Origin of the sequence: Cellulomonas taurus, from assembly GCF_012931845.1 — a bacterium.
GTDB classification, from domain to species: Bacteria; Actinomycetota; Actinomycetes; order Actinomycetales; family Cellulomonadaceae; genus Cellulomonas; species Cellulomonas taurus.
Genome location: NZ_CP051884.1, coordinates 89,633 through 101,774, shown reverse-complemented (window position 1 = coordinate 101,774; position 12,142 = coordinate 89,633). Strand labels below are relative to the sequence as shown.

The window sequence follows — 12,142 nt, the reverse complement described above, 5'->3', positions numbered from 1 at the left end:
TCGTGGTCGGGCCGTCAGGCTAACCGCTGTTCGGCATCGCCGACCAGGGTTAGGCGAAGCGTCCCGAGCGACGACTCCACCTGCCGGCGCGGCGCCGATACCCCCGCCTCGCGTCGCCGTCACCGGGTTCGGAGCCGGCGCACGGGGTGCGAATCGCCTGAACCGCCACCGCGCCGGAACTGGCCTGTGGATAACCCCGACAGCAGTGTCCTCGCAGGTCACGATGCACCATGCCCGACCACGTCTTCGTCGACGAGAGCAAGAAGCGCGACTACCTGCTGGTCGCCGCCGCCCTGCCCGAGGCAGCGCTGGCCGACGCCCGGCGAGCGCTGCGCGCGCTCCTGCGGCCCGGTCAGCGGCGACTGCACATGGTCAAGGAGTCACCCTCCCGGCAGCGGCAGATCGTCGGGGTGCTGCGGGAGGTGGGGCCGGCGGTGACGGTGTACCGGGCGGTGAGCGACGGCCGGTCGGACGTGGCCCGCCGGGCCGCGTGCCTCGACGCCTTGATCCGGGACGCCGTGCGTGCCGATGTCCGCCTGCTGGTGATCGAGCGCGAGGCAGGAGCGGAAGAACGCGACCGCCATCGCCTGTTCGACGCCCTGGGAGGTCGTCCCTCTCCCCAGTACCGGCACCTCGCTCCCGCCGAGGAGCAACTACTCGCCATCCCCGACGCCATCGCCTGGGCTTGGGCTCGCGGAGGCCCCGCCCGCCGGTCGATCCGCGCGCTCATCCTGCATACAAGAACGGTCTAGACAGCGCGAAACCCGAGCGCCACAACCGTCCGGAAGGGTCTCGGGTCCACTTTCCCGGGCTACTGCCCGGAACACGCACCAGCCTACGCCCTCCCCCGCCCCGCATCCAGGGCGTGCACTACTCAACTCCGGGTGCATTCGCACTCAAGCACCTGGTCACGCGCCCGCCGGAAGCGCTTACGATCACTCAGGTCCGCTGCCACCGCTGCCCCGGAGGAATCCCATGCGCCTCGCCGTGATCGGCCTGGCGTCCTCCCACGTGGACCAGATCGTCCGGCTGGCGAGCACCGGACGGCTGGGGCCCGCCCGGATCGGCGCGCTCTGGGCCCCGGTGGTCGAGCCGGTCCCGGCCGACCGGCTCACCCAGCTCCGGCGCGCGGCCGGTCTGCCCGACCATCACGGGCTGGGTTCGTCCGACCACCACGGCCCGCATGCGGCCGGCCTACCCGACCGTCACGAGCCCGGTTCGTCCGACCACGGGGCTCCCGACCCGCTGCGGGCGGCCCTCGCCCACGGCTGCGATGCCGCCATCGTGGCGACCCGGGACCCGCGGAGCCATCGCACGCTGGCCGCACCGCTGCTGGCCGCCGGGTTGCCGGTGTTCGTGGACAAGCCCTTCGTCGCGGACCCCGCGGATGCGGAGGCCCTGGTCGCGGTGGCGGAGCGCAGCGGGGCGCTGCTGACCTCGTCCTCGGCGCTGCGCTGGCATCCCTCGGTGCAGCAGGCGAGCCACCGGTGGGCGCAGTACGCCGTCGACTCGGCCGAGGGCATCACGGTGCGCGTCTGTGGACCGTTCGATCCGGGCTCCCCGCACGGTGGCCGCGCCTTCCTCGGGGTCCATGCCGTCGAGGCGGCGCTGGGGGCGCTGGCCCCGCGCGCGTCGGCCGAGGCACCTCGGGTGCTGCGGGTGTCCGATCGCGGTGACCGCCGGGTCGCGGAGATCGCGGTGGGGGCGGACCGCGCGGTGATCGAGCTCGGGCCGTTCGACGGCTGGCGGATCAGTGGCCCCGGGGTGGACGCGCCGCTGCCGTTGGACGACGAGTACCTGCGCCCCGGGCTGCTGGGCTTCGTCCACGCGGTGGCGGCTGGACAGGGCGCCTGGCCGCTGACCGGCGCCGAGCTGGTGGACACGGCGCGGGTGCTGGCCGAGGTCTGCGGATGAGTCCGGCGTCTCCCGGCCCGGACGCACGAGAGGCGGCACCGAGGTGCCGCCTCTCGTGTGGGGTGGGGTCCAGCCCGACCGTCATCCCCGGGGTCCTGCTGCTCCGCCAAGAGCTTTCCAAACGCCATTCGGCACGACCGAACGGATAGTGCATTCAAGCAAGCGGCCGACCCCAGGGCAACAGCTCAGCGTTACGGTTCTGTAAAGCCTGGCGTTGTTCGGTAGGGCCGAATAGTCACACGATGAGGTTCCCGTCGGTCAGCACACCGGGCCCGGTCGGGGGCATCGACTCCCGCGTGACGCCCCGTTCGACGCAACCCGTGTGCAGCAGCGTCGACCCAGTGGCGAACCCGCCGAGCTGCAAGGCTCCGCCGACGAAGGTCGACCCGGTCGCCCGGTAGTGGTTGACCCCCTCGGTGACCCGGATGTGCCCCAGATCGGCCCGTCCCGCCATACCGGTGTGACCCTCGAAGCTCCAGCTCACCACCCGGCCGCCACCTGTCGACCGCCCGAACACCGCACCGGTCGACGGCCCACCGGACGCCCGGGTGCCCACCGCCGCGAACTCCTGGTCGGCAGCCCCGCTCAGCACCAGGCCGGTGTTCTCCAGTACCGTGCCGTCCAGGGTCAGCCGGCCGGCGGCCACCGGCACCGGGGCCGACGCACCGTCCGCACCCTTCCCGCGCAGCGTGCACCCGGTGAGGGTGAGCGGGCCGGTGCCCTGCCAGGAGGTCGTGGCGCCGTCCAGGCCGGTGATCGTGGTGCGCACCAGATGCACGGGCGTGGTCACGTTCGCCGCGATGAACGGCAGGGTGGCATCCGCCGCGGTCAACCCGATCACGCAGTCCTCGATCACCGTCGGACGCGCCGACACCGCGGTGGCCTGGGACAGCTGGAACCGGGCGTCCACCCGGCAGCCGCGCATCTGCAGACCGTCGGCGTTGACCCACATCCAGCTCGGGTAGTCCGGCATGCTCGGGTCCTTGACTACCTGGCAGTCCTCCAGGGTGAGGTCGATGACCCCGACCCGGGCGAAGAACAGCGCCGTGACCTGCTGCCGGACGGTCACCCGCTTCGCGCGACCACCCCAGGTCGCCCCGGAGTTGGCGAAGGTCATCAGCCCGCTGTTCCCGATGTAGGTCAGGTCGTGCTCGTACTGGCCGTGGGTGACGAACGGGCCCTGCACGTCCCCGTCGCCGTGACAGTTCTGCACCATCGAGTACGCAGCGCAGGTGAAGTCGTTCAGGTGGCGGGCGTTCGAGGTGCGGCAGTCCCGGACCTGCGCGTACAGGCAGCTGATCTGCTGGGTCAGGTACCCCGCACCACCCAGGGTCACGCTGACCGGATTGCGCAGCGAGCACTGGGAGGTGACGTAGGTGGTGTTCCACCGCCGCATGATCACCGGCCAGAACGTGCGCTCGGCGTCGATCTGGTGCACGTCGCAGTGCGTGGCGTACTCGAAGGCGACCGGGTGCGAGCCGGTGATCTGGTCCGACCCGGTGCCCAGGAACCGCATCCGCTGCACGGTGACCCGCTGCACCGGGTCCACCCGGGTCCAGGTGAGGGTGCGCCCGGCGGTGAGCGCCCAGCCGGTCTTGTAGCCGACCCGGACATGCGTGCCGTCGACGATCTGGGTGATCTGCAGCAGGTACATCAGCTCCCGTTCGGCGCTGCCGCCACCGGGCCGGGGGTTGGTCTGCACCGCCCACCACTGCCCGACGGTGAAGGCCGCGGAGTCGGGCACCGGCAGGATGTCGACCTGCTCGGGCAGGTCCGAGGGCAGCGCACCGGTGACGACCTGATCGGTGACGGCGCCCTGGAAGAACAGCACGGCAGCGAACGGGTCGTTGGCCGCCGCGGGCTCGATCCCCTCGGTGGTGACCAGGTGGTTGCCGAAGTCGAGCACCAGGTCGGAGCGGCTGAACCGGTGCCGCCGGACGAAGTTCAGGTCGGTGTGCGCCTCGATCCGCCGCACCGTCGGGTCGGCGACCAGGGCATCCAGCGCGTCGTCGGCCGGGGTGTCCGGGCCGAGCACGCCGAACTGCCGGAAGTCGACGGTGCCCTCGTGCACCAGGTGCCAGCGGCCGGTCGCCGGGGAGGTGGCCCGGGCGATCACGGTGCCCCCGTTCGGCTCGGCGGTGGAGGCGGCATCCCAGCGCATCAGCAGGGCACCACCGTCACCGGCGGCGGCGTAGCCGATGACCAGCACCACGTCGTCCTTCTTCGGATTGAGGGCGCGCAGGTCGGCGACCGTGGGCACGCTGCGCGCGGATCCGGCACCGGCGCCCCCGCCCGCCTGCGCGGTGGACGCGGTGCCGAGCACGGCGGCGGCCCCGAGCACCGAGACCCCGCCGAGGCGGAGCAGGCTGCGACGGGCTGGGGTGGCCGGAGCCGGGTCGTCGACGGTGACGGACTCGGTCGGGTCGGAGCGGTGCAGACGCATGACAACCTCCTGGATCGGTGGATGAGCTCCACACGGAGGTGCCGGGCGTTCGGATGACCGGGCGCGGGCTGGGCGGACGGCCGGGCGAATGGCGCCGAAGCTATGGCCGCGCGGCACCGGGTGTCAACGGCCCGGGCCTGACATGACAGGAATGCTTGCCAGCCTCCGCCCCGGAGACCTAGCGTTGCGCCACCCATCCAGAGCGACCGAGAGACCTGGCTCGTCGACGTCGCAGCAACCCCCCGCGAGAGCGGGTGCGGGTGCTTCCGCCAGGACCGATGGAGCAAGCATGAGCGCAGGTGAGTACCCCGACGGTCTGGGCGCGATCGAGCGACCCACGGTGTCCTTCGAGCTGTACCCGCCGCGCAACCCGAACGCCGCGCCCAAGCTCTGGTCCACCGTCCGGGCACTGGCCGACGTGCGGCCCGACTTCGTGTCGGTGACCTACGGGGCGAGCGGTTCCACCCGGGACACCACCCGGACCCTGGTCCGCCGACTGTTGCGCGAGACCTCCCTGACCCCGATCGCCCACCTCACCTGCGTGGGGACGTCGCGGGCCGAGCTGGCGGCGACCGTCGAAGAGTTCCTGGACGAGGGGGTGCGGGCCTTCCTGGCCCTGCGCGGTGACCCGCCGACCGACGGCTCCTGGCAGGCGCACCCGGACGGTCTGCCCACCGCGAGCGCCCTGGTCGAACTGCTGCGGGAGATCGAGGCCCGGCGCTGTGCCTCCAGCCCGGCCCAGGCGGTCCGGGCCACGGTGCGGCCGCTGTCGGTGGCGGTGGCCGCATTCCCGCGCGGCAACGCCGGGGCGGGCAGCACCCGGGAGCAGGACATCGCCGCACTGCTGGCGAAGCAGGCAGCCGGTGCCGACTTCGCGATCACGCAGCTGTTCTACGACGCCCCCTCCTATCTGGAGCTGGTGGCGCTGGCCCGGGACGCCGGGGTGACCATCCCGATCGTGCCCGGCATCATCCCGATGACCGACCCGGCGCGGCTGCGCCGGGTGCAGCAGCTCACCGGCGTCGAGGTGCCCGAGTCGGTGCTGTCCCGGCTGGACGCCTTCGACCCGGAGACCGAGGCGGCAGCCCGGCACCGGGTGGGCACCCGGTTGGGCATCGACCTGGTGAACGCGGTGCTCGACGGTGGCGCCCCCGGTGTCCACCTCTACACCTTCAACAACGCAGGACCTGCTCTCGACCTGCTCGACGGCGCCGGACTCGGCGGCGACGGCGCACCGAGGGCCGCCCGGGTGAGCGTGTCACCCACTCCTGTCCCGACCAGCTGAGGCGAAGATGACCCACACCCACCCGTTCCCCGCCGGCATCGTCCTGGGCTACCCGCGCATCGGACCCCGGCGTGAGCTCAAGAAGGCCATCGAGTCGTTCTGGGCCGGACGTTCCACCGCCGCCGAGGTCGAGGCCACCGCCGCCGACCTGCGCCGCCGCACCCGCACCCGGCTCGCCGAGCTGGGTCTGAGCACCACGCTGCCGGCGATCCCCAGTGCCTTCTCCTTCTACGACCAGGTGCTGGACGCCGCTGTCGTGCTGGGTGCGGTGCCGGAGCGGTTCGCCGACCTGCGCGACGCCGACGGCGGGCTGGACCTGGCCGGGTACTCCACGGTGGCGCGCGGCCGCGGGGACGACCTGCCGCTGGAGATGACCAAGTGGTTCGACTCCAACTACCACTACCTGGTGCCGGAGATCGGTGCCGACACCACCTTCGCCTACTCCTCGGACCGACCGGTGCGGGAGTTCGCCGAGGCGCTGGCCGACGGCGTGCTGACCCGGCCCGTGATCGTCGGACCGGTGACCTTCCTGGCCCTGGCCAAGAGCACCGACGGCACCGCCCCGATCGACCGCCTCGACGACGTGCTCCCGGTCTACGTCGAGCTGCTCCGGGCGCTCAAGGCCGCCGGTGCCACCTGGGTGCAGATCGACGAGCCCGCGCTGGTCTCCGACTCCACCGGCGTCGACGCCGACCGGCTGTTGGCCGCGACCGAGCGCGCCTACCAGGTGCTCGGCGCCGAGCTGGCCGTGGACGATCGCCCGGCTCTGCTGGTGGCCGCTCCCTACGGCGAGCTGCGCGAGGCACTGGACGTGCTGGCCGAGGCACCGATCGAGGGCGTCGCCCTGGACCTGGTCCGCGGCTCGCTGCCCACCGTCTCCGACGCGACCCGGGCGGCCCTGGCGGACAAGGTGCTGGTCGGTGGCGTGATCGACGGCCACAACATCTGGCGCGCCGACCTGGACGCGGCACTCACCACCCTGGAGCGGCTGGAAGGGCTCGGCGCCGAGCAGACCGCCGTCGGCACCTCCACCTCCCTGTTCCACGTGCCGCACGACGTGCAGGACGAGCCGGACCTGGCCGACACCCTGAAGTCGTGGCTGGCCTTCGCCGACCAGAAGGTGGTCGAGGTCGTCACCCTCGCCACCGGTCTGACCGAGGGCCGCGAGGCGGTGCACGCCGAGCTGCTGGCCGCCGCCGACGCCCGTCGGTCCCGGGCCGAGGCCGCCGGGGTGGTCCGCCCCGAGGTGCGCGAGCGGGCCGCCGGTCTGGAGGAGTCGGCCTTCGGCCGCGCTGCCTACACCGAGCGCCGGGACGCCCAGCAGGCCCGGCTGAACCTGCCGCCGCTGCCGACCACCACCATCGGGTCGTTCCCGCAGACCCCGGAGATCCGCAAGGCCCGCGCCGCCTTCGTCGCCGGTGAGCTGACCGCCGAGCAGTACGACGACGCGATGAAGGCGGAGATCCGCGGCGTGGTCGAGCTGCAGGAGCAGATCGGGCTGGACGTGCTGGTGCACGGCGAGCCGGAGCGCAACGACATGGTGCAGTACTTCGCGGAGAACCTGGACGGCTTCGCCGTCACCCGCAACGGCTGGGTCCAGTCCTACGGCTCGCGCTGCACCCGTCCGTCGATCCTGTGGGGCGATGTCTCCCGGCCGAAGCCGATCACCGTCGACTGGACCCGGTACACCCAGTCGTTGACCAGCAAGCCGGTCAAGGGCATGCTCACCGGCCCGGTGACGATCCTGGCCTGGAGCTTCGTCCGCGACGACCAGCCGCTCGCCGACACCGCGAACCAGGTGGCGCTCGCCCTCCGGGACGAGATCGTCGACCTGGAGGCCGCCGGGATCGCCATCGTGCAGGTGGACGAGCCGGCCCTGCGCGAGCTGCTGCCGCTGCGCGCCGAGGACCACGCCGCCTACCTGGACTGGTCGGTGCGCTCGTTCCGGCTGGCGACCGCCGGGGTGCGTCCGGACACCCAGATCCACACCCACCTCTGCTACTCGGAGTTCGGCGAGATCATGGGCGCGATCGACGGCCTGGACGCCGACGTGACCTCCATCGAGGCCGCGCGCTCCAAGATGGAGATCCTGGCCGACATCGCCGCTGCCGGGTACCCGCGTCAGATCGGCCCCGGCGTCTGGGACATCCACTCCCCGCGGGTGCCCTCCGAGGCCGAGGTCACCGGGCTGCTGAGCACCGCGGTCGGCGCCATCGACCCGGCGCAGCTGTGGGTCAACCCGGACTGCGGCCTCAAGACCCGCCGCTACGCCGAGGTCACCCCGTCCCTGGAGCACATGGTCGCCGCCACCGGCACCGTTCGCGCGGGCCTGGCGGTGCCGACCGCCTGAGCCCTGCTGAGCCCTGCTGGGTCCTGTCGGATCTTGCTGGGTCTGGACAGCCGAACGGCCGGGTCGGAGCATCCCGCTCCGGCCCGGCCGTTCGTCGTCAGCTCAGGCCGATGCCTCGATGCTGGTCGGCGCGGAGCCGGTCTGCACCTCGATCCGGCGCGGCTTGGCCTCCTCCGCCACCGGGATGGTGAGGGTGAGCACGCCGTCGGTGTACGAGGCGCTGATCGCGTCCAGGTTCAGACCACGGCCGACGGTGAGCTGCCGGGCGTAGGTGCCGGTCGGACGCTCCTTGGCCAGGTACTGCACACCCTCCTCGGACCGCGGCGTGCGCTGGGCGCGGATCGTGAGGGTGCGGTCGTCGACGTTCACGTCGATCGAGCCCGGGTCGGCGCCCGGCAGGTCGACGTGCGCGACGTAGTGGTCGCCGGAGCGATACAGGTCCAGCGGCATCTGGGCCGCCGCCCGGTCGGCGCCGAGCACCTGCGTCATCAGCCGATCCATCTCCTGGAACGGGTCGAAACGAGTAGCCACAGCCCGTCACCTCCTTCGATGCCGAGCCCCGGACCGCCCGGGGCCGGAAAGCTGATCCGGTGTCCCACCGGATGGGCTACAGGAGATGTTTTAGCACTCTCACCCGTCGAGTGCTAGTCCCGGGCGAGCTGCTCCGCGTGCTGCGCCAACGCGTCCACGATCCGCACATCGGCGTCCAACCACGGCACCTGGTGCCAGTCGCCCGCGGGCAGCCAGCGCAGCTCGTCGTGCTCGACCAGCGGCCGCGGTTCGCCGCCGACGACCACCGCCAGCCAGAGCCGCATCTCGTACGCGTCCGACAGGCGCCAAGCACCACCGTCCGGTCCGACCAGCTCCGCGCCGAGCCGCAGGTCGACGCCCAGTTCCTCGCGCAGTTCGCGGTGCACACCGTCCACCGGCGTCTCGCCCGGCTCGACCTTGCCGCCGGGGAACTCCCACCGACCGGCGAGCGACACCGGGCCGGATCGGCGAGCGGCGAGCAGCGACCGGGGGGCGTCGAGGTCGTCGACGATGGCAGCGGCCACCACGAGGCGAGGAGAGTCGGGCACGGTCGCAGTCTGCCAGCCGACGGTCGCGGCCCGGTGCTGGTCAGCGCTCAGCAGAACCGGGAATGCCTAGACCAGAATCAGGCCCAGCAGGCTCACGCCGCCCGCGACCAGGGTGGCGAGCGCACCCAGCACCAGCGGTCGCCCGCCGGTCCGGATCAGCCGCCCCAGGTGGATCTGGCTGCCGAGCGCCACCATCGCCGCCCCCAGCGCGATCGTGGTCACCGGCTTCACCACGTCGATCAGCGGGTCGGGCACCGCACCCACCGTGCGCAGCAGCACCGCGACCACGAAGCCGATCACGAACACCGGCACCCACGGCGCCGTCCGCTGCCCCACCGTGTCGTGCCGTCGGCGCCGCAGCACCCCCGCCCCGGCGACCAGCGGCGCGAGCAGCAGCACCCGGGCCAGCTTCGCCACGATCGCCACGGTCAGCGCCGCCGCCGAGATCGTCCCGGCCGCCGCGACCACCTGGGCCACCTCGTGCACCGACATCCCGGCCCACAGTCCGGCGGTCCGGTCGTCGAGCCCGATCACCCGGCTGAGCACCGGCAGCGCGACGATCGCCAGCGACCCGTAGACGGTGACCAGGGCGACGGCGGTGGCGACGTCCTCCTCCTCAGCGTCGGCGACCGGGCTCATCCCGGCGATCGCGGCCGCCCCGCAGATGGAGAACCCGGTCGCCACCAGCAGGGTCAGCGCGCGGCGCACCCGCAGCACCCGGCCGAGCCACAGGGTCACCGCGAAGGTCGTCGCCACGGTGGCCACCAGCACCACCAGCTCGCCCACTCCGAGCCGGGTCAGGTCGCCGACGGACAGCTGCATACCGAGCAGCACCACGCCAGCCCGGAGCACGTAGCGCGCGGTCCAGGCCAGCCCCGGCTCCAGCACCGGGGGCAACCACCCCGCCCCCCGGGCCACCGCCCCCAGGAGGATCGCGAGCAGCAGCGCCGGCGCCGCCGGTGCCAGCCAGGTCACCGCCACGCACAGTGCGGACACGACGACCGCGACCACGGCGCCGGGCACCATCTGCCGGACGCGATGCATGGCGGTCGGAGGAGCTGCTACGACGGAAGGAGGCATGGGATCAGGGTGCGCGAGGCCCGACTCCTGGCGGAACGAACAAGCTCGTGGCGGGGCATAGTCTGGGGCTATGGGCGAGCGGATCTCGGTGGGTGCGGTGGAGCTGCTGGACGCCGTGGCCGCGCACGGCTCGCTGACCGCAGCCGCCGCGGCCCTGGGGATCGCACAGCCGTCGGTGAGCGCCGGCCTGCGGCGGCTCGAACGACGCACCGGCCTGACCCTGGTCAGCCGCTCCGCCACCGGCACCCGCCTGACCGCGGCGGGCAGGACGGTGCTCGACCGTGGCCGTGCGCTGCTCGCCGCCTCGGACGCGCTGGAACGCGAGATCGTCGCCCTGCGCCAGGGCGAGCGGGTCCGGGTCGCCGCCAGCCTGAGCATCGCCGAGTACCTGGTGCCGCTGTGGCTGTCCGGCCGGTCGCCGGAGGCCGCGGCGGTCGAGCTGACCGTGGCGAACTCGCGCGAGGTGATGGCCGAGGTGCTGGACGGTCGCGCCGATCTCGGCTTCGTGGAAGGCCCCCGGGTGGCGGACGGCCTGCGGCAGCGGGTGGTGGGCGACGACGAGCTGCTGGTGGTGGTCGCCCCGGATCACCCGTGGGCGCGGCTGCGCACCCCGTTGGACCCGGCGACTCTGGCAGCCGGGCCGCTGGCGGTGCGCGAGGAGGGTTCGGGCACCCGCGAGGTGTTGGAGGAGGCGTTGCTCGCGGCCGGGACAGCGCTCGGCCGGGCGGTGCACCAGCTCGGCTCCACGTCAGCGGTGAAGACGATGGTGCGCACCGGGCGGATCGCCGCGGTGCTGTCCCAGCTCACCGTGGCGGACGAGATCGCCCGCGGCGCCCTGGTCGCGGTGCCGACCGCGGTGGATCTGCGGCGGCGGCTGCGCATGGTCTGGTCGTCGGGACGGGAACCGTCGGCCGCCGCCCGGCAGCTCGCGGCCGACGTGGTCTCCGCGACGAGCCGCTGAGGCGTCACCGACCGACAAGTCACTGGGATGCGACCGGTGACGGGTCGTCGATCGCCCACCGGGGACGGGCCGCGCACCTCGGCCCGTCAGCGGTGTGGTCGTCGTGCCAGCAGGGGGCTGTGGCGCGACGACGGATCAGCGAATGCCCGCGGCCTTGGCCCAGGCGACTGCCTCGGACCGGGTGGAGGCGCCGATCTTGCGATAGACGCTGCGCACCTGGGACTTGACGGTGTTGCGGGTGACGAACAGTCGACGCGCGATGTCCTCGAGCGTGACGTCCTCGGTCAGTTCGGCCAGCACGATCCGCTCACGTGTGGTGAGGGGCTCGCCGAAGATCTCGCTCCGGGTGGTGGGGGCGATCTCCATGGTGCTCATCGGTTCCTCCGGTGGGTGGCGAGGCGCGGCTGCGGGGGGTCCAGCGGCCGTCTACCGGTTGTGATCGGCAATAGTGCGCGCCCGCCACGGATTCCGGGTAGAACTCGCTCCGACCGGATGGGGGACAAAACGCCCAAAACACCCAGGATTCTGGGCCCGAAGTCCCAGGTCATTCACCGGGAAACGCTTGCCGGGTCCGCGGGTGAGAAACACCCGTTCGGCGCAGCGGGTGAAGTTGGTCGTCTCACCCGCTGATCAGCCCGCGGACCCGATAAGGTCACCCGGCCGCGAGCGCGGCGTACTCCTCCGGGGTGAGCAGCGGGCCGGTCGACTCCACCTCGACCTTGAGCAGCCACCCGGCGCCGTAGGGCTCGGCGTTCACCACGGACGGCTCGTCCACCGCGGCGGTGTTGACCTCCACCACGGTGCCGGTCACCGGGGAGAACAGCTCGGAGACCGACTTGGTGGACTCGACCTCCCCGATCACGGCACCGGCGGTGATCGCGGCACCGACCTCGGGCAGCTCCAGGTAGACGATGTCGCCGAGGGCCTCGGCGGCGGTGGCGGTGATGCCGACTGTCGCCGGGCTGCCTGCCTCGATCCACTCGTGCTCGGCGGTGTACTGCAGGTGGCTGGGGGTCTCGCTCATGGTGGT

Annotated in this window: 11 protein-coding genes and 1 riboswitch; of the genes, 5 read left to right on the top strand and 6 right to left on the bottom strand. The window is 72.7% G+C overall.

Going from position 1 to position 12,142, the window contains the following annotated elements; genetic code table 11:
• Nucleotides 1-230 precede the first annotated feature (230 nt).
• Both HGK68_RS00445 and HGK68_RS00440 read left to right on the top strand, forming a co-directional pair.
• Entirely contained in the window at nt 231-752 is a 522-nt protein-coding gene (locus tag HGK68_RS00445) for a hypothetical protein (RefSeq protein ID WP_169164190.1), read from the top strand.
• Between the two features lie 223 nt (nt 753-975).
• Nucleotides 976-1,914: a Gfo/Idh/MocA family oxidoreductase gene (locus HGK68_RS00440; protein ID WP_169164189.1), complete on the top strand. Its 939-nt coding sequence runs from the start codon at nt 976-978 to the stop codon at nt 1,912-1,914.
• Nucleotides 1,915-2,149: 235 nt separating this feature from the next.
• Here HGK68_RS00440 and HGK68_RS00435 read toward each other — a convergent pair whose 3' ends face one another.
• A complete protein-coding gene (locus HGK68_RS00435) occupies nt 2,150-4,357 on the bottom strand; it encodes a peptidase C14 (protein WP_206155773.1) in 2,208 nt (735 codons plus the stop codon).
• 190 nt (nt 4,358-4,547) lie between these two features.
• A riboswitch (SAM riboswitch) is annotated at nt 4,548-4,642 on the top strand.
• A gap of 4 nt (nt 4,643-4,646) precedes the next feature.
• Here HGK68_RS00435 and HGK68_RS00430 point away from each other — a divergent pair.
• Both HGK68_RS00430 and metE read left to right on the top strand, forming a co-directional pair.
• Nucleotides 4,647-5,642: a methylenetetrahydrofolate reductase gene (locus HGK68_RS00430; protein ID WP_169164188.1), complete on the top strand. Its 996-nt coding sequence runs from the start codon at nt 4,647-4,649 to the stop codon at nt 5,640-5,642.
• 7 nt (nt 5,643-5,649) lie between these two features.
• Nucleotides 5,650-7,992 (top strand): 5-methyltetrahydropteroyltriglutamate--homocysteine S-methyltransferase, encoded by a 2,343-nt coding sequence (gene metE / locus HGK68_RS00425; protein ID WP_169164187.1) that lies wholly within the window; start codon nt 5,650-5,652, stop codon nt 7,990-7,992.
• Nucleotides 7,993-8,094: 102 nt separating this feature from the next.
• Here metE and HGK68_RS00420 read toward each other — a convergent pair whose 3' ends face one another.
• From HGK68_RS00420 to HGK68_RS00410, 3 genes are all read right to left on the bottom strand, one after another.
• Entirely contained in the window at nt 8,095-8,523 is a 429-nt protein-coding gene (locus HGK68_RS00420) for an Hsp20/alpha crystallin family protein (RefSeq protein ID WP_169164186.1), read from the bottom strand.
• A gap of 113 nt (nt 8,524-8,636) precedes the next feature.
• Nucleotides 8,637-9,071, bottom strand: coding sequence for a (deoxy)nucleoside triphosphate pyrophosphohydrolase (locus HGK68_RS00415; protein ID WP_169164185.1), 435 nt, complete (start codon nt 9,069-9,071; stop codon nt 8,637-8,639).
• Nucleotides 9,072-9,137: 66 nt separating this feature from the next.
• Nucleotides 9,138-10,151, bottom strand: coding sequence for a YeiH family protein (locus HGK68_RS00410; RefSeq protein ID WP_206155772.1), 1,014 nt, complete (start codon nt 10,149-10,151; stop codon nt 9,138-9,140).
• A 70-nt stretch (nt 10,152-10,221) separates the two neighbouring features.
• Between HGK68_RS00410 and HGK68_RS00405 the strand changes: the two genes are divergently transcribed.
• The gene (locus HGK68_RS00405; RefSeq protein WP_169164184.1) at nt 10,222-11,112 is read left to right on the top strand and encodes a LysR family transcriptional regulator; all 891 of its coding nucleotides are present in this window, start codon (nt 10,222-10,224) and stop codon (nt 11,110-11,112) included.
• Between the two features lie 135 nt (nt 11,113-11,247).
• On the opposite strand, the gene HGK68_RS00400 is transcribed toward HGK68_RS00405, so the two are convergent.
• Together HGK68_RS00400 and gcvH are read right to left on the bottom strand one after the other, a co-directional pair.
• A complete protein-coding gene (locus HGK68_RS00400) occupies nt 11,248-11,487 on the bottom strand; it encodes a helix-turn-helix domain-containing protein (RefSeq protein WP_169164183.1) in 240 nt (79 codons plus the stop codon).
• Between the two features lie 277 nt (nt 11,488-11,764).
• Nucleotides 11,765-12,136, bottom strand: coding sequence for a glycine cleavage system protein GcvH (gcvH, locus tag HGK68_RS00395; protein WP_169164182.1), 372 nt, complete (start codon nt 12,134-12,136; stop codon nt 11,765-11,767).
• Nucleotides 12,137-12,142 lie beyond the last annotated feature (6 nt).